The organism is Frankia sp. Hr75.2, from assembly GCF_949319125.1.
In the GTDB taxonomy this organism is placed as follows: domain Bacteria; phylum Actinomycetota; class Actinomycetes; order Frankiales; family Frankiaceae; genus Parafrankia; species Parafrankia soli.
This window is the reverse complement of record NZ_CASGGV010000210.1, coordinates 65818-86465: the sequence shown is the minus strand read 5'-3', so window position 1 is coordinate 86465 and position 20648 is coordinate 65818. Positions and strand designations below refer to the sequence as shown.

Annotated in this window: 17 protein-coding genes and 3 pseudogenes; 9 read left to right on the top strand and 11 right to left on the bottom strand. The window is 73.0% G+C overall.

Annotation, left to right across the window (positions count from 1 at the left end):
- Position 1: 1 nt before the first annotated feature.
- From AC559T_RS15340 to AC559T_RS15305, 8 genes are all read right to left on the bottom strand, one after another.
- Positions 2-904, bottom strand: coding sequence for a helix-turn-helix transcriptional regulator (locus AC559T_RS15340; protein WP_498869168.1), 903 nt, complete (start codon positions 902-904; stop codon positions 2-4).
- Positions 905-1002: 98 nt separating this feature from the next.
- Entirely contained in the window at positions 1003-1617 is a 615-nt protein-coding gene (locus AC559T_RS15335) for a hypothetical protein (RefSeq protein ID WP_498869167.1), read from the bottom strand.
- A 184-nt stretch (positions 1618-1801) separates the two neighbouring features.
- Positions 1802-3595 (bottom strand): ATP-binding cassette domain-containing protein, encoded by a 1794-nt coding sequence (locus tag AC559T_RS15330; protein WP_498869166.1) that lies wholly within the window; start codon positions 3593-3595, stop codon positions 1802-1804.
- Complete coding sequence (locus AC559T_RS15325) at positions 3592-4617, bottom strand: ABC transporter permease (protein WP_498869165.1); 1026 nt, start codon at positions 4615-4617, stop codon at positions 3592-3594. The genes AC559T_RS15330 and AC559T_RS15325 overlap by 4 nt, the downstream gene beginning before the upstream one ends.
- Complete coding sequence (locus AC559T_RS15320) at positions 4614-5573, bottom strand: ABC transporter permease (protein WP_071066685.1); 960 nt, start codon at positions 5571-5573, stop codon at positions 4614-4616. Before AC559T_RS15320 ends, AC559T_RS15325 begins: the two co-directional genes overlap by 4 nt.
- A gap of 10 nt (positions 5574-5583) precedes the next feature.
- Positions 5584-7257: an ABC transporter substrate-binding protein gene (locus AC559T_RS15315; protein WP_498869164.1), complete on the bottom strand. Its 1674-nt coding sequence runs from the start codon at positions 7255-7257 to the stop codon at positions 5584-5586.
- Between the two features lie 40 nt (positions 7258-7297).
- Complete coding sequence (locus AC559T_RS15310; RefSeq protein ID WP_498869163.1) at positions 7298-8086, bottom strand: acyl-CoA dehydrogenase family protein; 789 nt, start codon at positions 8084-8086, stop codon at positions 7298-7300.
- On the bottom strand, positions 8083-9285 hold the full coding sequence (locus AC559T_RS15305) for an LLM class flavin-dependent oxidoreductase (RefSeq protein WP_498869162.1): 1203 nt from the start codon (positions 9283-9285) through the stop codon (positions 8083-8085). Before AC559T_RS15305 ends, AC559T_RS15310 begins: the two co-directional genes overlap by 4 nt.
- A 793-nt stretch (positions 9286-10078) precedes the next feature.
- On the opposite strand from AC559T_RS15305, the gene AC559T_RS15300 reads away from it, so the two are divergent.
- Complete coding sequence (locus AC559T_RS15300) at positions 10079-10999, top strand: ribokinase (protein WP_498869161.1); 921 nt, start codon at positions 10079-10081, stop codon at positions 10997-10999.
- Positions 11000-11080: 81 nt separating this feature from the next.
- Here AC559T_RS15300 and AC559T_RS15295 read toward each other — a convergent pair whose 3' ends face one another.
- On the bottom strand, positions 11081-11299 hold the full coding sequence (locus AC559T_RS15295; protein ID WP_131626842.1) for a hypothetical protein: 219 nt from the start codon (positions 11297-11299) through the stop codon (positions 11081-11083).
- A 357-nt stretch (positions 11300-11656) separates the two neighbouring features.
- The gene (locus AC559T_RS15290; RefSeq protein ID WP_498869160.1) at positions 11657-13684 is read right to left on the bottom strand and encodes a DNA polymerase; all 2028 of its coding nucleotides are present in this window, start codon (positions 13682-13684) and stop codon (positions 11657-11659) included.
- Positions 13685-13918: 234 nt separating this feature from the next.
- Here AC559T_RS15290 and AC559T_RS15285 point away from each other — a divergent pair.
- From AC559T_RS15285 to AC559T_RS15275, 3 genes and pseudogenes are all read left to right on the top strand, one after another.
- Positions 13919-14332: pseudogene (locus AC559T_RS15285) on the top strand (SAM-dependent methyltransferase); the annotation flags it as partial.
- Between the two features lie 268 nt (positions 14333-14600).
- Positions 14601-15197, top strand: a complete 597-nt coding sequence (locus AC559T_RS15280) for a ferritin-like domain-containing protein (RefSeq protein ID WP_235014783.1) — start codon at positions 14601-14603, stop codon at positions 15195-15197.
- A gap of 205 nt (positions 15198-15402) precedes the next feature.
- Positions 15403-16176 carry a tyrosine-protein phosphatase gene (locus AC559T_RS15275; RefSeq protein ID WP_498869159.1) on the top strand — a complete coding sequence of 258 codons (774 nt, stop codon included), beginning with the start codon at positions 15403-15405 and terminating at the stop codon, positions 16174-16176.
- Here AC559T_RS15275 and AC559T_RS15270 read toward each other — a convergent pair.
- Positions 16168-16851: a hypothetical protein gene (locus tag AC559T_RS15270; RefSeq protein WP_498869158.1), complete on the bottom strand. Its 684-nt coding sequence runs from the start codon at positions 16849-16851 to the stop codon at positions 16168-16170. The two genes, AC559T_RS15275 and AC559T_RS15270, sit on opposite strands and share 9 nt — an antisense overlap.
- Positions 16852-16877: 26 nt before the next feature.
- Here AC559T_RS15270 and AC559T_RS15265 point away from each other — a divergent pair.
- From AC559T_RS15265 to mctP, 5 genes and pseudogenes are all read left to right on the top strand, one after another.
- Positions 16878-17291: pseudogene (locus AC559T_RS15265) on the top strand (substrate-binding domain-containing protein); the annotation flags it as partial.
- 29 nt (positions 17292-17320) lie between these two features.
- A pseudogene (locus AC559T_RS15260) lies at positions 17321-17965 on the top strand (substrate-binding domain-containing protein); the annotation flags it as partial.
- A 54-nt stretch (positions 17966-18019) separates the two neighbouring features.
- Complete coding sequence (locus tag AC559T_RS15255; RefSeq protein WP_083391249.1) at positions 18020-18271, top strand: hypothetical protein; 252 nt, start codon at positions 18020-18022, stop codon at positions 18269-18271.
- 248 nt (positions 18272-18519) lie between these two features.
- Positions 18520-18795 carry a DUF3311 domain-containing protein gene (locus tag AC559T_RS15250; RefSeq protein ID WP_198541435.1) on the top strand — a complete coding sequence of 92 codons (276 nt, stop codon included), beginning with the start codon at positions 18520-18522 and terminating at the stop codon, positions 18793-18795.
- On the top strand, positions 18792-20555 hold the full coding sequence (gene mctP / locus AC559T_RS15245; RefSeq protein WP_498869157.1) for a monocarboxylate uptake permease MctP: 1764 nt from the start codon (positions 18792-18794) through the stop codon (positions 20553-20555). Before AC559T_RS15250 ends, mctP begins: the two co-directional genes overlap by 4 nt.
- Positions 20556-20648 lie beyond the last annotated feature (93 nt).

The following is a 20648-nucleotide window of genomic DNA, read 5'->3' as shown; positions in this document are numbered from 1 at the left end:
TTCAGGCCTCGCCGGTGGCGTGGCCCGCCTCGGCGTGGCCGGCTTCGGTGTGGCCGGTCTCGTCGACGGTGGCCGCCCAGCTCGCGAGCAGCCGGAGCGAGTCGCTCGTCGGCGACCCGGGCTCGGCACTGTAGATGATCATGGTGAGTCCCGGGTCGCCGGGGAACTCCATGGCCTCGAAGGCCAGGTCCAGGTCGCCGACCACGGGATGGCACAACCGCTTCGCGCCGGTGCGGTGGAAACGCACGTCGTGCGCCGCCCACCGGGTGCGGAACGTCTCGCTGCGGGTCGAGAGTTCACCGATCAGGTCACTGAGGGCCCGGTCGTAGGGAGAGCGGCCGGCCTCGGCCCGCAGGATCGCCACGATGTCGTTGGCCGCGCGTTCCCAGTCGGTGAAGAACTCCCTCGCACGCGGGTTGAGGAAGGCGAACCGGGCGCTGTTCGCGGGGCGCACCGGATCGGCCAGCATCTCCGAGTAGAGCGCCTGGCCGAGCGGGTTGGCGGCGAGGAGATCCATCCGGCCGTTGCGCACCCAGGCCGGCGCCGCGGTGACGGCGTCCAGGATGCGCTGGATGCCCGGCCGGACCCGCTGGGGGCTGCGGCGGCGGGCGCCCGGCGCGGCGTTCGCGGCCCGCGCCAGGTCGAACAGGTGCGCCCGCTCGGCCTCGTCGAGCTGCAGGGCGCGGGCGATCGCGTCCAGCACGCCGTCGGAGGCGCCGGGCAGGCTGCCGCGCTCCAGGCGGGTGTAGTAGTCCACGCTCACACCGGCGAGGAGGGCGACCTCCTCCCGGCGCAGGCCCGGCACGCGCCGGTGCCCGCCGTAGCTCGGCAGGCCCGCCTGCCCCGGCGTGAGCCTCGCCCGCCGCGAGGCCAGGAACTCGCGGATCTGCGCCCGGTTATCCACCCCGTCCACGGTAGGCGGGGCGCCGCGGGTCAGGGAGGCCCTGCCGGTACCCGGGTCGCCGGATCGGCTGGGACCGGCCGAGCGCGGTCACGGCCGCGTCAGGCGCACGCCACCCGGTCGCTGCGGCGGCTGTCGACGCCGCCGCCCTCCACCGCGCTGGTGCACTGGGTGAAGATGACCAGCACCGGCTCGGGGGTCCGGGTGCCGCCCGCGAGGATTTCCACGCTCTGGCTCCGCCCGGTGAAGGTGAGTTTCGTCCTCCCGTCGGAACCGCCCTCCTGGAAGAACTTGTAACCGGCGCCCGGCAGCGCCTGCCGGTAAAAGGCGAGGGTCGCGGCCGGGGTGACGCCGGCGAGGTTGAGGGTCGCGTCGGTCGGCTTGCTGTCGGACACGGTCACCGTCGCCCCCGGGGGGAACGGGAAATCCGCGGGAATGACGCCGGTACGCGGATCGGCGGAGGCCGACACGGTGGGTGCGGCGGCCGCGACCGTGACCGCCGGGGCCGGTGTCGCCGAACCCCCGGTCAGGTTGTCCGGGACGTCGGTCGCCCAGGTGTGCGGCACCTCGCTGGCACTGGACGCGCCTGCCGTGGCCGAGTCGTCGTCCGTGTCGCCCCCGCCGCACGCGGTGACCAGCAGTGCCAGCCCGACCCCGGCACAGGCCACCGCGCTCCGTGGGAGCAGCTTTCCGATCCGCATTGATCCCCGTTTCAAGACCATATGATCAGTACACGGTCTTGTCAGCTCGCCATCCGGCCCGCAATTCATCCGAGACGTCATCCCCGACGCCGCTCGTGAAAATACGCGTACTCCGGCCGAAGCGGCGCGCCAGAATGTCCGGATGGCAGCGGGGATCCTAGGATACGGGCTTGCGGGCCGGCAACCGAGCGCGCGTCGCTCAGGTCCGTGCGACCTCCCGCACATCGTCGTCCCGGGAGCCGGCCTGGCGGGTGGCGCCGCGCTGGCCCGGGACGGCGTCGATCAGCTCCCGGGTGTACTCGCTGCTCGGCGAGCCGAACACCGCGGCGACGGAGCCGGACTCGACCTGCCGGCCGCGGTTGAGTACCGACACCGTGTGCGAGATCCGCGCGACGACGGCCAGATCGTGCGAGACGAACAGGTAGCTGAGGCCGAGGCGCTCCTGCAGGTCGGTCAGCAGCTCGAGGATCTGTTCCTGCACGGAGACGTCGAGCGCCGAGACGGGCTCGTCGAGCAGCACCAGCTCGGGGGAGAGGGCGAGCGCGCGGGCGATGGCGACGCGCTGGCGCTGGCCGCCGGACAGCTCCGCCGGCAGCCGGTCGAGGTAGGAGCCGGGCAGCGCCACCTGGTCGAGCAGCTCCAGCGCGCGGGCCGTGCGGGTGCGCCGGTCGCCGATCCGGAACGACACCAGCGGCTCGGTGATGCTCTGCCCGACGGTGAAGCGCGGGTCGAGCGAGGCGTACGGGTTCTGGTGGACGAGCTGGACCTTGCGGCGCAGCAGCCGGGTCTGCTTCCAGCCCAGGCCGGTGATGTCGACGCCGTCGAGGCTGACCCGTCCGTCGGTCGCCTGCTCGAAGCCGAACGCGATGCGCAGCATCGTGGTCTTGCCGGAGCCGGACTCGCCGACGAGCGCGTGCGTGCGCCCGCGGGCCACCTCGACCGACACCCCGTCCAGGGCGAGGAACGAGCCGGCCTGCCGGCCCGGCAGCGGGTAGCGCTTGGAGACGTTCTCCAGCCGGATCACCGGGTCCGGGGTGGCCACCTGCTCGGGTGGAAGCTGGAAGCGGGGCACGATCTGGCCGCCGTGGGCCAGACCGGGCGCGGCCGCGATGAGTCGCCGGGTGTAGTCCTGCGCCGGGCTCACCAGGATGTCGCCCGGTGGGCCCTGCTCGACGATCTCCCCGTCCTGCAGGACGACCACGCGGTCACCGCGGTCGGCCGCGACGGCGAGGTCGTGCGTGATGATCAGCAGCGAGATCCCGGACTCGCGGACGAGCCCTTCGAGGTGGTCGAGGATCCTGCGCTGCACGGTCACGTCGAGGGCGCTGGTCGGCTCGTCGGCGATGATCAGGCGGGGCCGGCCGGCCAGGGCGATCCCGATGAGGACGCGCTGGCGCAGGCCACCGGACAGTTCGTGCGGGTACTGACGGGCGCGCAGCTGCGGGTTGTCGACGCCGGCCTGCGCGAGGAACTCGAGCACCTCGGCGTCGAGATCGTCGCCGGTCACCCCGCGCAGCCGGATCGCCTCGGCGACCTGCCCGCCGATGCGGCGGGTGGGGTTGAGCCCGACCATCGGGTCCTGCGGCACGAGCCCGACGACCCGGCCGCGCAGCTCACGCAGGACCTTCTCTCTGGCCCCGACGATCTCGACCGGCCGCCGGCCGCGCTCGTCGAGGTCCAGACGGTCGTCGAGCGCCGGGCCGTCGACATCGTCGGGGCTCGGGCCGGTGTGGAGGAGGACGCTGCCGGCGGTGACGCGGGCGTTGTCGGGCAGCAGGCCGATGATCGTGTTCGCGATCGTGGACTTGCCCGAGCCCGACTCGCCGACGAGGGCGACGATCTCCCCGGACCCGATCGACAGGTCCACGCCGCGCACGGCGGGCGCCGTCCGGCGGCGGCGGACGTAGCCGACGTGGAGATCCCGGATCGTCACCAGTGGGCTGACCAGCGGGCTTGTCGGCGGGCTCGTCAGTTGGCTCGTTCCGACCGTCATCGCTCGAGCTCCTGGAGGGTCTTCGAGATGTGGTTGAGGCTCAGCACCGTCATGGCGACGAACAGCCCGGGGAGCAGCGAGACCCACGGAGCGGTGACGAGGTAGTTGCGGCCGGCGGAGATGAGGGTGCCCCACTCGGCGGTCGGCGGCGCCGCGCCGAAGCCCAGGAAGCTCAGCGACGCGATCGCGATGATCGCGACGCCCGTGTCCAGCACGGCGAGCACGGCGACCGGGCCCCACGAGTTCGGCAGCACGTGGCGCAGCAGCACCCGCAGCCAGGACGCCCCCCCGCCACGCGCCGCCTCGACGTAGGGCAGGGTCTTCACCCGCAGCACCTCGGCGCGGGTGGTCCGGGCGAATCCCGGCACGATGCCGACGCCGACGGCGACGGCGACCGGCACCGTGCCGAAACCCAGGGCCGTGACGATGGACAGCGCCATCAGCAGGCTCGGGATGGCCAGCAGCACGTCGACGCCCCGCATGAGCAGCGCGTCGACGAGACCACCGAAGAAGCCGGCGATCACGCCGAGCGCGAGTCCGGCCACGATCGCGATCCCGAGCGCGATCAGGGTGGCTTTGATCGTCAGTGCCGAGCCGTGCAGCATGCGGGACCACAGGTCGCGGCCGAGCTCGTCGGTGCCGAACAGGTGGCCGGCACCCGGGCCGACCAGCCGGTCGGCCGGCGCGGTCGCGTAGGGATCGTGCGAGGTGAACAGGCCCGGCGCGAACGCCGTCACCACCACGAAGGCGATGAACAGCACCGCGATCACGAATCCCGGCCTGGAACCGAGGGTCCGCAGACTCGCGGCGAGGTTGGCTCGCCGTCCGCCGGGCTGGGACTCGTCGAGCAGCGCCTCGCCGGCGGCGCGGCCGGCTCCGGTGGTGACCGGATCCGTTCCGGTGGTGACCGGAACGGCTCCGGTGGTGACCGGGCCGGCTCCGGTGCTGACCGGATCCGCTCCGGCGGTGGCCGGGCTGGCTCCGGCGGCCGGGCTGGCGATGTGGGCAGCCGAGACGGTCACGATGAGGCCACCTTCCGCCGGCCCTGCACGATGCGGGGGTCCAGCAACGGATAGAGCAGATCGACCACGAGGTTGACGAAGACGAAGACGGCGGCCGCCAGCGAGACGATCGCGAGGACCACCGGGACGTCCTGCGCCAGCACCGCTTCCTGGGCGAGCTTGCCGAGGCCGTTACGGGAGAACACCGTCTCGACGACGATCGCGCTGGTGACGGTCAGGCCGACCAGGACGCCGAGGATGGTCAGGGCGGGCAGGAGCGCGTTGCGGAAGCCGTGCCGCCACTGCACCGCCGCCCGGGAGAGGCCCTTCGCGCGCGCCGTCACGATGTAGGGCTGGCGGAGCGTGTCGTCGAAGCTGCGCATCAGCACCTGCGCGAGCATCGAGGCCGTCAGCAGCGAGATCGTGATGGACGGCATCACCAGCGACTTCCAGCCCTTCACCCCGGTGGCCGGCAGCCAGCCGAGGTTGAACGACAACAGCTGGATCAGCAGCAGCGCGATGAAGAACTGGGGGAACGAGGCCCCGAACGAGGGCAGCCGGGTCAGGAACAGCCGGGCCGGCCGCCACCGCATGTACGAGGCCAGGTAGGCCAGCGCCATCCCGGCCACGAGCGAGAGCGTGGCCGCGGTGATGCTCAGCGCGACCGTGGGGCCCAGCCGGTCGCCGATGAGGTCGGCGACCGGCTGCTGCTTGGAGATCGAGTCACCGAAGTCTCCGTGCAGGAAGCCCCACAGGTGGGAGAAGTACTGATTCAGGACCGGACGGTCCAGCCCGTACTGGGCCATCGCGGTGTTGAGCTGCTCAGGGGTGAGCTTGTCGGTCTCGATCCCCGCCGCTCCCAGTTGCAGGGCGACCGGATCGCTCGGCAGCAGGTAGAGGACCGCGAAGGTCACGGTGTAGGCCGCCCAGAGCACGACGAGCGCCTGGGCGAACCGACCGAGGATGTACCGAGTCATCAGGGTTCTCCTACTGCTGCTTCCACACGTCGTTGAGCTTCAGGAAGCTCTCCGACGTGAAGGCGAAGCCATGGACCTCGTTGCTGACGCCCGCGAACTGCACCCGCTCGAACTGCGGGAACGACACGCCCTCGTCGATGAGCAGGTTCTGCAGGTCGGCGTAGGCCTGCTTGCTCTGCTCCGCGTCGGTGGTCTGCGCAGCCCTGGCGAACAGCTCCTTGAGCTTCGCCTGGACCTCGGGGGTCGTCGCGTTGGTCGCGAGCGCCTTCGAGTTGGCGATCTCAGGGTTGAGGATGAACTGCAGCGCGCCCGGGTCGGCCCGGGTGAAGTAGGTCGCGGTCAGGTCGTAGTCGCCGTTCTTGAGCTTCGCGGGAAGCTCGGCCGTCGTCGTGGTGTCCAGCACGAGGTCGATGCCGACCTGCTTGAGCTGGTCCTGGATCAGCTCGGAGCCGACGTTGAACTGGGTGGTCGGGGTCGACAGCGTGAGCTTCTGGTCGCCCTTGTGGCGGTAGCCGTCGGGGCCGAGCTTCCAGCCGGCCTGGTCGAGGAGCTTGCCCGCGCCCTCGGGGTCGTGGCGAAGCTTGTCGGCCTGCGACACGAAGTACGGCGTCGTCGTGTCGAAGGCACCTTCCACGACCGGGTAGTCGGCGCCGAACACCGTCCTGGCGTAGCTCTCGAGGTCGAACGCCTTGTACAGCGCCTTGCGGACGTTGAGGTCCGCCAGCGGGCGTCCCGCGCTCACGTTGGCGTAGAACGTGGACGCCGGGCCCGGCAGCGGCCGGGACTCCACGACGTCACCCGACTTCTCGATCAGCTCGCGGTCCTCGACCGTGAACGGGTTACGCGGCCAGGCGATGTCGACCGCGCCGCTGAGCAGGTTGCCGGTGCGCACGCTGTCCTCGGCGACATAGCTGAACTCGACCGTGTCGAGGTGGGCCTCGCCGGTGTTCTCCGACAGCGCCGAGCCCCAGGCGTAGCCCGGCCGCCGCTTGAGGGTGGTGAGCTCGTTGGGCTTGTAGCCCTCCAGCGTGAACGCCCCGGAGGCGACGTAGTCGCCGAGGCAGCGCTCCTTGATGGTCTTCTTGTACGACGCCGGCGAGATGATCGCCAGGTTGGTCGTCGAGGTGGCCTGCAGGAACGAGGCGTTCGGCGTCGAGAAGAAGAGTTTGACGGTGCTCGGGTCGACGACCTCGCTGCGGTCGTAGCCGAGGATGTAGCTCGCACCGTAGGTCGCGCCGCCGGTCTCCTCCACGACGCTCTTGGCGCCGTCGAAGTTGGCCTTGACCGCCGCGGCGTCGAGCGGAGTGCCGTCGCTGAACGTGACGCCGTCGTGCAGGTGGAAGGTGTACTCCTTCCCGTCCGCGCTGATCTCCCACTTCTCGGCGAGCCAGGGCTTGATCTCACCGGTCTTGGGGTCCTGGTCGGTCAGCGAGTCGGCGACGTTGCGGATCACCGTGCGGTGCTCGATCCAGTAGGTCTGGAACGGGTCGAGGCACGTGAACACCGGGTTGTCGGGGAAGAAGGCGACCTTCAGAGTCCCACCGGCTACCGGCGTCCCCGCGGTGTCGCCGGCGGCACCGTCATCATCGCCGGAGGAGCCACACGCAGCCAGGCCCAGCGCGGCCGTGACGGCAAGGGCCATGGCGGCCAGGCCAGGCCGGTGCGAGTGAAGGCGTCGTTTCATCGTTTCGTTTCTTTTCTTTCTCTAGGGATGGGACCAGTCGTCATCGGGACTCCTGGTCGAGCAGCCGGCGGCCGGCGGCAAGCAGGGCGGTGTCCTCCTGTGGCGGATGGACCCGCACGCACAGGACGTCGCGGAGCAGGCGCTCGAACGGCTGGTACCGGGTGAGTGCCGGGTTGCCCAGCGCGGCGACCGCGGTGTTCACCGCGGCGATCGCCGAGCGGGCGATCTGGATCTTCAGCAGCGACAGCTGCGGCAGGTGACCGGTGTCGCCGGCCTCGGCGCGCAGGAGCGCGCCGAACAGGAGGGTCTCCGCCTGGGCGATCTGCGCGTCGATCTCGCCCGCGACGGTCTGGATGCGTTCGGTCGTCGCGATCGGGCGACCGAGGGCGGTGGGCACCCGCTCGAGAGCGAACCGCGTGAAGGCGCTGCGGACGGCGTTGGCGAGCGTCGGACCCTCGGCGCTGCGGCGCAGGAAGTCGGCGTAGTACGCCTCCGGCCAGTAGCCGGCGGCCGCCTGTGCCTGGTGGGTGCCGAGGTTGTTGGCGGCGAGCAGCGCGACGGACGCGTCGCCCTCGCCGAGGGCGACGAGAATGCGGGCGGTGTCCACGAGCCCGAGGCCGGGTCCGCCGTACTGCGTGCCCACGGTCGCGGTCAGCAGCCCGGCGCCATGCGCGGCCTCCAGGCCCCTGACCGGGATCTCGCCTGTCCGGTCGTAGGCGGGCGCGACCGCGGCGATCTCGTCCGTGACGGCCGCCAGCGCCTCCGGGGACAGGTCGGGGCGGACCAGCTCGGGACGGACCAGCCCGGGCGTGTGCACCGCCGTCGTCATCGCAGGCCGGCCAGTGCGGCGGGGTCGAAACCGGGGGTGAGGGCGCCGGGGTGGGCGTCCTGCAGAGTGCCACGCTGCCCGGTGGCGGCGCGGTGCGCCAGCTCCTGGCGGACGAGGGGCAGGATGTGCTGGCCGTAGTCGACGGCGTCGGCGAGGGTGTCGTAGCCACGGATCGAGACCAGGCTGGCGCCCTGGTCGACGTAGTCGAGGATGGCGGCCGCGACCGTCTCCGGGCTCCCGACGAGGGCGGTGGAGGCGCCGGCCGCGTTGGTCGCGGCCGCGGTGCGGGTCCACAGCGCGCGGTCGTAGATCTCGGCCCGCTGGGCGAAGTCCAGGGCGCGCTGCGAGCCGACGTTCTGCGGGGCGCCGGTGAGGAAGCGTGCGGGAGGGCCGCCCGCGCTGTACGTCTTCTCGAGCTTCGTGACGTAGTCGAAGGCCTTGCGCCAGGCGAGGTCGTCCGTCTTGGCGATGATCGGCCGGAAGGTCACCCAGATGCGCGGCCGGTCGGTGCGCCCGGCCGCGGCGGCGATCCCGTTGACCCGGTCGATCTCCGCACGCAGGTCCGCCAGCGGCTCGCCCCAGAAGCTGAAGATGTCCGCCTTGGCGCCGCCGACCTGGAAGGCGGCGTCGGACTGGCCGCCGATCGAGATCGGGATCGTGTCGCCGTACGGCCGGAAGCCGGGGCCGAAGTCGTCGAACTTGAAGAACTCGCCCTCGTGGCTGAACGGGCCGGTCTCCGACCAGGACCTGCGGAGCAGGTCGATGTACTCCGAGGTACGCGCGTAGCGGCGGTCCTTCGGCAGGTAGTCGCCGTGGCGGGCCTGCTCGGCGTCGTTGCCGCCGGAGATGAGGTGGACGACGGCGCGGCCCTCGGTGAGCTGGTCGAGGGTCGCGAGCTTCTGCGCCCCCACCTGCGGGATCGTGGTGTTCGGCCGCAGCGCGACGATCGGGCGGAGGCGTTCGGTGAGCTGGCCGACGGCCGAGGCGATAACGAACGAGTCGGCGCTGTTGGAGCCGTAGGGGAGCAGGGTGTAGTCGTAGCCCGACTCCTCGAGCGAGCGGACGTACTTGCGGAAGTACGGCAGGTCGATGCCCCGGCTCGGCACGGGATTCAGCTCGGTCGACGGGTTGAGATGCGACAGGCTGATGAACTCGACCTGCGGGGACGCGGTCGCGGGGATGGCCGTCGGACTGGTCATGCCGGGGTCCTTTCGATGTTGCTTTACGTGCTCGGGCGGTTCTGGGCGCGACGGAGCTGGCGCGCGCACCCGAACCGCTCGGTGCGGTGCGGGACGGAGCGGGCCCGGTCCGGGTCAGGCCGGGCCGGCGGCGGGCATCGGGGGTGGTCGGGCGGGACGGCGGCCGGCGGCCGCGCAATCGGGAAGCGGGCCTGCCGGCGGCGGCGTAGACGGGGGGAGCCGGCCGGCCGGCCGGTGCTCCGGGTATGCCGATGTCCCCGAGCCCGGAGATCACCGTCCTGTGTCTGACCGCGGATCGGCGGGTCGTGCCCGCGAGTGGGAACACGCCCGTCCGCGCCGTGGCTACGGCCTCGGTCAGGAGCGGTCGGTCAGGAACGGATGGACGGGCGGGCGGCGCCGGTAGCCGCGGTGGCAGACCCGGCCAGTGCGACCCGTCGGACGTCCTGGCGTGCCGTGGCCGGCCGTCGCGGGCCGCTCAGCGGGGGCGACAACAGGCGGTGGTGAGGAGACCGAAATCGACGAACCGCCGACGGGTCAGCACCGACCGGGCGGCTGGCACGCGCGCCGCATACCGGAGCGACGCCGCGCCCCGAGCCACGCACGGCCCGTGCGCACTCGCACCCAGGTTCCCCGACATGTCCATCAGAATGGTGGAGAAGAGGGATGGTGTCCAGCGTCAAACCGCGATCGAACTGATCGGTAAACGTGATAGATCACGGATTGCGTCGCAGGTGGTGAGGCCGGGGCCGGATCCGGCCTGGAGGCAGGCAGGGGTGTTCGGGACACTCGCGGTATGGCGACACGCCACTCCGCGCGGCGACGGCCTCCGGTGACCATCGCCGTCCTCGGCAGCGCGAACATGGACCTGGTGGTCCGTCAGCCGCGCCTGCCCCGCCCCGGCGAGACGCTGTTCGGCTCCTCGTTCACGGCCGTCCCCGGGGGGAAGGGGCTCAACCAGGCGGTCGCGGCGGCCCGCGCGGGCGGCCGGGTCCGGTTTGCGGGAGCCGTCGGCGACGACGAGTTCGGGGCCGCGCTCCGCGCGCGGCTGGCGGCCGACGGGGTCGACACCGCGGCGCTGGCGACGGTCGGGGCGCCGACCGGAGTCGCGGCGGTCTCCGTCGTCGACGGAGGCGAGAACAGCATCGTCGTCGTCCCCGGAGCGAACCAGGCCGTCATGGCGCTGGACGACGCCACCCGCGACCTGATCGCACGGTCCGGCCTTCTCGTCACACAGTTCGAGCGTCCGCTGGGCCTGGTCGGGGAGGCCCTGGCGGCCGCCCGTGCCCGCGGCGTCACCACGGTGCTCACTCCCGCGCCCGTCCTGCCTGTCCCCGCGGACCTGCTGGAGCTTGTCGACATCCTCGTCCCCAACGCGGCGGAGGCCTGCGAGCTGGCCGGGACCGACGACGAGACGGCCGCCGCCCGCGCGCTGAGCCGGACCGCCGGAACCGTGGTGCTGACCCGCGGCCCCCGGGGCGTGCTCGTGGCCCGCGGCGGCGCCGTGCTCGCCGAGGTGCCCGCGCGCCCGGTCGAGGCGGTCGACACCACGGCCGCTGGCGACACCCTCGCCGGCGTCATGGCGTCCGTGCTGGCGGCCGGGCAAGGTCTTGATCAGGCGGTGCGGGTGGCGGTCATCGCGGCGTCGATCGCGGTGACTCGCCCGGGCGCCTCCTCCTCCATGCCGACCTGGGCCGAGATCGCCGCGCTGCTCTGAGATCGCCGTGTGCCCTGGGACCGGCGCGGTCAACCGCCGCATGGTCGGCTGCCGCGTGGTCCACCTCCGCGGCGGTGCGGGTCACGGCTGCGCCGTCCACTCGGTACCGCAGGCCGTGCAGGTCTGGACCATGGTGCGGCTGAGCGAGCCGGCCCGGCGGGTGACGAGCGCGTCCGCCGGGTGCGGGCACGGCTCGGCGGGGGCCGCGCCAGGGTCGGCGGGGGCCGCGTCCGGCGTCGAGCCCGGGGCCTTGCGCGCCCGCCGCTGGAGGGCGGTGAGGGCCTGCCGCCAGGCGGTCACGGGGTGGCCTCCGGCACGAACCGCCACCGCTCGCGGCAACCACCGGGCGTCGCCGGCCACCTGTCGGGCGTGAGTCGCACCATGGTTATGAGGCGCGCCAGGGCCGTAGGTCGCGCCAGGGTCAAAGGGCAGTTCATCACCTCACCAACGTCCCACATGGGTAACGCCGGGCCGGAGCGCAGCGCCGAAGCCATGAAGTAGCCTTTCGGTCACTCCTCGGGCACTGTGCCAGTCGGGCACTGTGCCAGTCGGGCACTGTGTCAGTCGGGCACTGTGTCAGTCGGGCACTGTGTCAGTCGGGCACTACGCCGGGCCGCCGAGGGCTTCGCCCTGCTCGCGACGCCGTGCGGGCGGGTGTCAGGCCTTGGCATCGGACCACCGCCGCACAACCGCGATGTCGACGACGAAACGGACCCCGCTGCCGGCGGCCCAGTATCCGGCGGTGGCGTCCAGCGCCCGGCGGGTCGCCTCCGCCGCCGCCTCCGCCCGCGGGGCCGGCACGTGCAGCAGCAGCTCGTCGTGCAGGCAGAGGACGATCGCGCCGCCGAGCGGGGCGATCGACTGGCGTACCGTCACGGCCCACGCCTTGAACAGCTCGGCGGCCGCGCCCTGCACGACGGCGTTGCGCGCGAACCGGCCCCAGGCCATACCCACCCTGTTCTCGTCGGCGCCGTCGTCCACCGCGGCGAACCGCAGCGGGACCCGCCGCCCGCCGAACGTCCGCAGCCGCGCCTGTGGGTCTGTGACCGGTGGGTTCGGCGGTGGCCGGCCCAGGGCGGCGGCCCGGCCCGTGGCGTCGGCGGCGTCCAGGTACGCCAGCGCGACCGGGTAGGTCTCGCGCATCTGCCGCAGGGCCTGGCCGGCGACGCCGGTCGTCTGCCCGTACATCGCAGCGAGCACCGCGACCTTCGCCGTCGGCCGGTCGACGCCGAGGCTGGCCGCGACCGGGGCGTAGAGGTCGTCCTGCCGGGTCGCCCTGGTCAGCTCCGGGTCGCCGGAGACCACAGCCAGCACCCGCGGCTCGATCTGGCCGAGGTCGGCGCGGACGAACCGGTACCCCGGCTCGGCGATCACCACGACCCGCAGGTCGGCCGGCAGGTTGTGCAGGCCGGCGGCCGCGGTCATCCGGCCGGCGGCGCCGTCGCTGCCGCGCCACTCGCCCCGTAGCCGGCCGTCGGCGCCGACATGGGTGTCGAGCCACCGGTACCCGTAGGTCGTCGCGATCCGCTCGGCCTTGCGCCAGGCGAGCAGCGCCTCGACGACAGGGTGGACACCGCGCAGCGCGCTCAGCCGGCCCGACCGGGTGTCCGGCACGTCGATGCCCACCGCGGCGAGCGCGGACCGGACCGCCACCGGGTTGCGCAGGTCGACCGACGTGCCGAGGTGGCGCAGGACGGGGGCGTCCCGGGCCCGCCGGGCAGCCGCGCCCGCGGCGTCGCCGTCGGGCCTCGGCCCGATCGCGGCGGCGATCGTCGCCTCGGCGGTCGGCCGGTCCACCGGCAGGCCGTCCCGTCGCAGTTCGCGGGCGAGGAGCTCGGCGCCGGACTCGGCCCGCGCGGTCAGGACGGCCAGCGGGAGCCCGGCCGGCCGCGCCCGCGGGTCGGGCAGTGCGCGCAGCGCCTCGTCCTGAGCGGCCGTGACGGTGAGGGCCAGCTGGGCGAGCCGGGTGGCCCGGGCCAGCTGGGCGCCCGTCCCGCCCGGGCCCGCGCCGCGCAGCGTCTCCTCGGCCCAGCCCGGTCGGAGCTGGCCGTCCGGGCCGATCGGATCGTCGGCCTCGCCGTCACCCGGGCCGCCCGGGTGATCGACCAGGGCGAGCAGGTCGAGCTGGCCGTCGGCGCGGGGCCGGGGCGGTGGCGGCGGGAGTGGCAGTCCGCGTGCGCCGGCCCAGACCGCCGCCGGATCATCCCGGTGCCCCCCGTGCAGGACGCGGTGCGCCGCCGCGAGATCCCAGCACACGGCGGGAACGGGACTGCGCCCGGGACCGGTGTCAGCGCCGGGGCCGACGTAGGTGCCAGAGCCAGCGCGGGGTCCGGCGATTGTGCTGGTACCTGACCTGGTCAGCAGTGCCCCGGTGCTGTGTGCCGACCACCAGACCCACCGGGGGGCGAGGGCGCGCTCCACTTCGGCCAGGACGGCGGCCGGGTCGGCGGGCTGGGCCCAGACGGCGCCGGCGCACGCCAGCGCCACCGCGACATCCGAGACCGGGACCACCGCCACCAGGCCGCCCCGGCCCACCCCGGCCGCCCGCAGCGCGGCCACGGCGCCGGCCCCAGCGCCAACCGCGGCACCAGAGCCAGAGCCAGCCGAGGCACCAGCACCAGCACCGGCGCCGGCGCCGGCGCCGGCGGCGGCCGGCGTGCGGGCGGGACGGGAAGTGGGGACCACGCGGTCATCCTCTCCCGCCGCACTGACAGAAATCCCGGGACGGGTGCGGGATCTACGCATGCCAGATTCCGGCGCGCACGCCGCCTGCTCGACGACGCGGCCACCACGGCTCACGGTCGATCCTGGGGTCCCGCGGAACCGCGGAGCGCCAGGGCAGGCCGTGACGCCAAGCTACTTCGGCTCAGTACTAGGGCGATCTGACGGCTTTACGGTGGAAAGTGGGGGTTGGCGGCGATGGGTGACACCGAGGTCGGGGCAGCCGGCGGGACCTCGTTCCTCAAATCCGTCAGCGCCAGCGTGAGCCCGCTGGACCTGCGGACCGACATCCCCCACTCGGCCCGGATGTACGACTACTACCTGGGCGGGAAGGACAACTTCCCGGCGGACCGGGAGGCGGCCGAGCAGGCGCTGGCGGCCTTCCCGAACCTGCGGCTCTACGCCCGGCAGAACCGGGCGTTCCTGTACCGGGCGTTCCTGTACCGGGCAGTCGCGCACCTGACCACGACGGCCGGGGTGAGCCAGTTCCTGGACATCGGCACCGGCATTCCCACCAACCCGAGCCTGCACGAGACCGCGCAGCGGCTCGGTCCGGCGGCGCGGGTGCTCTACGTCGACAACGACCCGATCTTCCTGGCGCACGGCCGCTCGGCACCGAGGTTCGAGTGGGCGCGCTGACTCGGCTCAGCCGCATTGACTAACCGTCGCAAAGCTCAACAATCTGGATGTTTCTTCCAATGCCGTGCAACTATGGCTCATGCTCGGTGATGCGTCAGAAGCCTTTGAGTCATGGCGACACAGATTCGATGCGAACAGGTGTCGGCCCGACCCGGACTGGAGCGCGGGCGCTGAGATCCCCAGGGCGCTGGCCACCAGCCTTGCCAGGATCCAGGTCGGCGAAGCCAGTGACGGCGCGGGGATGATGCGGGCCGCCGCGCGGGCGGGCCACTCCGGCTACCTCGAAGCCGCGCGGCTGTTCATCGCCGAGGAGCAGGACCACTCGCGGCTGCTCGCCCGGCTGCTCGCCGCCGCCGGGCGGCCGACGATCGCGGCGCACTGGAGTGACACCATCTTCCGCTCGCTGCGCTGGCGGGCCCGCCTGCCGCGCGAGGTGCTGGTCCTGACCGTCGCCGAGGTGTGCACGCTGCGCTACTTCCAGGTGGTCCGTGACGGCGTCGGCGACCGGCTGACCCGCGAGGTCGTGGCGCGCATCCTCACCGACGAGCAGGAGCACGTTCCCTTCCACATCCGCCGCCTGCGCCTGGACCTCGCCGGCCTGCCCGTGCCGACGCGCGCCCTGCTCGCCGCCGCGTGGTGGGCCCTCCTCGCTGTGTCCGCGGCGGTGGTCGCGATCAACCACCGCGCCGCCCTGCGCCTGCTCGGCGTACCCTCCACCCGCTACTTCGCCGACACGCTCCGGCTGTTCGCCCCCGTCGCCAAAGCCGCACTCGCCGCCGGTCCGGCTGACCGATCCGAAACTCTTACCGGCCCGGGCCGCGTGAGCCCGAGCCGGTAAGGGTCGGATTCAGACTGCTGCACCGCCGGCGTCCCGACACCGATCCGGAGCAGTGGGCGGACGAGGACATCAGCGCCTACGCGCTGATCGCCCGCAAGCTCCAGGCCGTCGCGGGACGCGCCGCGGCGCAGGTGGAGGCCCCGGGCGGAACCGCGTTTGGGGTTTTGTTTGCTCGCGCTTAACTGGTCCGCCGTAGTGTCATCCGGTGACCGCCTCGCAGGAAACGCCTCAATGGATAGAACTCACCGGTGCCCACAACGTCCGGGATCTCGGAGGGTTACCGGCGGCCGGGGGCACGGTCCGTCCCGGCGTGCTGCTCCGAGGTGACAACCTCGACAGTCTGACCACCGAAGACATCGCGCTGCTGCGGGACAAGGTGGGCCTGCGCGGCGTCGTGGACCTGCGTGCCCCGTTCGAGAACCCGCGGGCCGCCGAGTGGTTCCCGCAGTTGGGCATCACCTGGATGCACGAGCCGCTGATGGACTTCACCGGGCTCAGCGACCCGAAGGCGCTGCGGGACCGGATCGGCGGAGACTACGCCCGGTTCTACGCGATCATGCTCGAGAACGCCGGCCCGGGGCTGGTCCGCATCCTGGACTTCCTCGTCTCCGGTGAGCGCACCCCGGCGCTGGTGCACTGCGCCGCGGGCAAGGACCGCACCGGCATCACGACGGCCGTCCTGCTCGCCGCCGCCGGTGTCGAGCGCGACGCGATCGTCGCGGACTACCTCGCCACCGAACAGCGGATCCAGCGGGTCCGGGAGGCGCTGAGCCGGCGGCCGGAGTACAGCCACCTGACCGCGGGCCGATCGGCGCCGCGCGGCATCGGGACCGCGGTTCTCGTCGACCCGAAGGCCATCGCCAGCGTGCTCGACACGATCGACGCCGCCCCCGGCGGCCCGGCCGGGTACCTCGCCGCCAACGGTGCGACCGCCGAGCAGATCAGCCGCTGGCAAGAAATGGTCATCGAGTCACGCTGAATGAAGAAAACGCAGGAAGCCGGCCGCGGCGGCCCTGGCCTCGGCGGGCATCGTGGCCCGGTCGACGAGCAGGTAGGGGTGGTCGGCGGCCGGGGATCCCTCCGCCGGGTACACCACGACCAGCGGGACGGCCGGGTCGGTCCGGTTGTGTTTCCAGACCGCACGTTCGCTCATGAAGTAGATGGAGGGCCCCGCGGCGATCCGGTTCGGCCCGGCGGCCTCCGCGCGGGCAACGGCCGCCTCGAGGCCGGTGGAGTCGTCCGGGCGGACGGCCCTCGTCCGCTGGATCACGCGGAGGCGGTCGAACAGCGCGGGATCGGTGGCCGCGGAGGCGGGCAGGTAGTCCTCCCGGCCGAGCCCGCGCACGGCGCCCGCCAGCGCGCTGACGGTCGCGAGCCCCTCGGTCGACCGGGCCGGATCGGCGATGGCCGAGGTCACACCGCCCCACTCCGGATGGCCGTGCGCCGCCCAGCCACGGGGATCGGCGAGCACGTCCATGACGTCCGCCCAGGTAGGCGGCCGACTCGTCCAGCCGAGCGCGTCGGCCATCGGGCGGGGCAGGCCGAGTACGAGCGGGACGTAGGCGATGGACGGGCCGCCGGCGGCGACCGGGCCGTCCTTCCCGGCCCGCGCGGTGACGATTCTCGACCACATCGAGCTGGCGGGCGGGGGCAACCGCGTCGGCGCTGGTCCTGCCGCTGGTGGCCGTCCCCGTGCTGCTCGCCGGCTGCTCCGCCGAGCGGCCGGCGCCGGCGGGCGTCGACCCGCAGTGCGCGGCCGGGAGCCTGTCCGGCGCCGGGGCGACCTTCCAGCGGAGCCTGCAGAGCCGGTGGATCAGCGACTTCACCACCCGCTGCCACGCGGCGAGCGTCGCCTACGACGCCGTCGGCTCCGGCGGCGGGATCGAGCGGTTCATCGCCGGGGCGGTCGACTTCGCCGGGTCCGACGCCCTGCTGACCGGCGAGGAGCAGCGTGCCGCGGACGCCCGCTGCGCCCGTGCCGCCACCGGCCCCGCGGCTCCCGGGAGTTCCGCGGGCCCGGTGGGTCCCGCGGAGGCCACCGCGGTCCACATCCCGCTCGTGGGCGGCGCGCTGGTGTTCCTGTACAACCTGCCGGGGGTCAACCAGCTCCGGCTCGCCCGGCGACCGTGGCGGCCATCTTCCAGCAGCGGGTCGAGCGCTGGGACGACCCGCGGATCGCCGCGGACAATCCCGGCGTGGATCTCCCGCCCACCACTGTGTGGCCCGTGCACCGGTCGGACTCGTCCGGCTCGACCAGCATCCTCGGGGAGTACCTGTCGGCGGCGGGGGAGCGGACGCTGGGCGCCGGCAAGACGCTCGCCTGGCCGCCCGGCGGCCTGGCGGCGGAGCGGTCCGACGGCGTGACGGCCGCCGTGGACGCCGAGCCCGGTGGGATCACCTACGCGGAACCGTCCTTCGCCGCGAGGCAGGGACTGCCGACCGCGGCCCTGGCCAACCCGTCCGGTCAGTACGTGACCGCGAACGCGCTCAGCGTTCCGGCGGCGCTCGCGAACGCCGTCCTGGACGAACACCATGCCGACCCGCGGATGCTCATCGACTACACCCCGACCGACCCGGCTGCCTATCCCGCCTCGGCGGTGACCTACGGCATAGTCTGCGCGGCGAACAACGCGCACCCGGAGTTGCTGCGCAGTTATCTCGGTTACGTTCTGAGTAAAGGTCAGGAAAGTACCGATGAGATCGGCTACGCGTCGGTGGGCGGCGCCGCGGCCAATCGCGCCCGGCAGCTCGCGGCCACGATCAGCTGACGTCCCGTGCCCGCGCGCGTGATCGATCATGGCGGGATGGGTAGGTGATCGACCATGCTGAGTTGGCTGCGCCGGTCGGTGTCCGCGCGACGCGACCGCGACCAGGTGGACAGTTCGTCGTGGAATCCGTCCGGATGGTGGTGGTGCCTGGAGCACGGGCGCGTGGAGAACCCGCCGGACGCCCCGGGGCACCGCCGCCTGGGTCCCTACCCGAGCGCGGCCGAGGCCGAGAACTGGCGTGACGAGCTGGACCGCCGCAACGAGCAGTGGGACGAGGAGGACCGCCGCTGGGCCGGAGACCGCTGAGCCGGCGCGACGGAACCGGCGCCGGCGGCGCGGGTCTGCACGGGGCGGGTGTGGCGGGCCCGCGCACGGTGTGACGGGGCGCGGGGCGGGGTGACGTGTGCCGACACGCGGTACGTGGGGCACCTGAGGGGCGACTGTCACGCCTTAAGGTGACCACTCGATTGCATTGAGTGGTGTGTGGTGCCGGTGGCGCCCGGCGACGTCGTCCGGCGGGGCGCGGCGTCCGCGTCCCGGTGGGAGGAATCCGAGTGCGTTCCCCGTCGACCGACCCGTCCCCGCCCGCGGGCCCGCCCCGCGGACGTCCGCTGCCGCGTGGCCTCGTCCGGGCGGCCGTCGCGGTGCTGCTCTCCGCCCAGGTGGTGGCCCTGCTGCTGGTGGGGACCTACGCGAGAGTCGAGCCGCGGGTGTGGGGCTTTCCGTTCTTCTACTGGTACACGCTGGTGTGGCTGGTCGCGGGCGCGGTGAGCCTGGCCGGCGCCACCTGGCTCCTCCGGCGCACCGCGGGCCGACCGGACGCCCGGTGAGCCCGGATCCTGCCGGCGACCCGCCGGTGCTGGCCGCGCCGTTCCACACCGACTTCCACGGTGTCGAGTTCACGGTCTTTTTGGCGCTGTTCGTCCTGGTCACCGTGATCGGGTTCGGTGCGGCGCGCTGGCGGCGGGCCGCCAGCCTCGACCACCTCGACGAGTGGGGGCTCGGCGGCCGCGGATTCGGCTCGTTCGTCGCCTGGTTCCTCATCGGCGGTGACATCTTCACCGCCTACACGTTCATCGCCGTTCCCGGGGCGATGTACGCGACGGGTGCCGTCTCGGGCTGGTTCGCCGTGGTGTTCACCAGCGTCGTCTGGCCGATCGTCTTCGTGATCATGCCGCGGCTGTGGGCCGTCGCCAGCCGGAACGGGTACGTCACGCCGGCCGACTTCGTCCGCGGGCGGTACGGGTCGCGGTCGCTCGCGCTGGCCGTCGCCGTGACGGGCATCGTCGCGACGATGCCGTACATCGCGCTCCAGCTGGTGGGCATGCAGGCCGTCCTGGAGGCGATGGGGATCGGCACCAGTGGGGACAACCCGATCGTCCGGGATATCCCGATCGTCATCGCGTTCGCGGTGCTGGCCGCGTACACCTATCGCTCCGGGCTGCGCGCACCTGCGCTCATCGCCTTCGTGAAGGATATTCTGATCTACGCCGTGGTGCTCGTCGCGGTGATCTACATCCCGCACCGGCTCGGCGGGTACGGCGCCGTGTTCGACGCGGCCCAGGCGAAGTTCGACACCGCCAACGCGGCCGCCGCGGCGGCGGGCCGGCCGCCGAAGGCGGCGTTCGTCCCGGCACCGTCGGAGTTCCTCGCCTACGCGACCCTGGCGCTCGGCTCCGCGATGGCGCTGTTCATGTACCCGCACGCGATCACCGGGATTCTCTCGACGCGCAGCCAGGACGTCATCCGGCGCAACACGGCGGTGCTGCCGCTCTACTCCCTGCTGCTCGCCTTCCTGGCGCTGCTCGGTTTCGCCGCCATCGCCTCGGGGGTGAAGACCGACAACCCGCGGCTGGTCGTCCCGCTGCTGTTCGACCAGCAGTTCCCCGCCTGGTTCACGGGCGTCGCGTTCGCCGCGGTGGCGATCGGCGCGCTCGTCCCGGCGGCGATCATGTCCATCGCGGCGGCGAACCTGTTCACCCGCAACATCTACGTCGAGTTCTTCCGGCCGGACGCGACACCCGCCCAGGAGACCTCGGTCTCCAAGACGGCCTCGCTGCTGGTCAAGGTCGGCGCGCTCGTGTTCGTCCTCGGGATGGACACGCAGAACTCGATCAACCTGCAGCTGCTCGGCGGGGTCTGGATCCTGCAGACGTTCCCGGCGATCGTGGCCGGCCTGTGGACGCGCTGGCTGCACCGCTGGGCGCTGCTCGGCGGCTGGCTGGTCGGGATGACCTACGGCACGCTCGAGGCCTACGCGCAGCGCAGCGCGACCGCGCGGCACTTCGGTAGCTCGCTCGCCGAGGTCCCCGGACTCGGCCGAACGGCCTACATCGCGCTGACCGCGTTCGTCCTGAACGTCGTCGTCGCCGTGGCACTGACCGGCCTGCTGCGCGCGCTGCGCGTGCCGACCGGCATCGACACGACCACGGTCGGCACAGCCACGTCCACGGCCACGTCCACGGCCGGCACGGCCACCGCCGGCACTGTCACGCCTGGTGCTCCCGTGCCCGCCGACGGCGGCGTCGGAGTGCCCGTCCAGGCCCCCGTGGAGGACGCGGCGGAGCGGCTGACGGGGCCGCCGGCCTGACACCGGCGCGCCGCCCCGGCTCGGCTGGTGGGGGAGGCGGGCGGGGTCGTCCCGCGCCGCCGGGTCGTTGGTACTCCGCCCCGACGACCAAGG

Bases quoted from the DNA above. Each gene is read 5' to 3' on its own strand.
- AC559T_RS15330 (WP_498869166.1), bottom strand. From the start codon at position 3,595: ATGACGGTCGGAACGAGCCAACTGACGAGCCCGCCGACAAGCCCGCTG.
- AC559T_RS15320 (WP_071066685.1), bottom strand. From the start codon at position 5,573: ATGACTCGGTACATCCTCGGTCGGTTCGCCCAGGCGCTCGTCGTGCTC.
- AC559T_RS15315 (WP_498869164.1), bottom strand. From the start codon at position 7,257: ATGAAACGACGCCTTCACTCGCACCGGCCTGGCCTGGCCGCCATGGCC.
- AC559T_RS15310 (WP_498869163.1), bottom strand. From the start codon at position 8,086: ATGACGACGGCGGTGCACACGCCCGGGCTGGTCCGTCCCGAGCTGGTC.
- AC559T_RS15305 (WP_498869162.1), bottom strand. From the start codon at position 9,285: ATGACCAGTCCGACGGCCATCCCCGCGACCGCGTCCCCGCAGGTCGAG.
- AC559T_RS15300 (WP_498869161.1), top strand. From the start codon at position 10,079: ATGGCGACACGCCACTCCGCGCGGCGACGGCCTCCGGTGACCATCGCC.
- AC559T_RS15280 (WP_235014783.1), top strand. From the start codon at position 14,601: ATGATGCGGGCCGCCGCGCGGGCGGGCCACTCCGGCTACCTCGAAGCC.
- AC559T_RS15255 (WP_083391249.1), top strand. From the start codon at position 18,020: ATGCTGAGTTGGCTGCGCCGGTCGGTGTCCGCGCGACGCGACCGCGAC.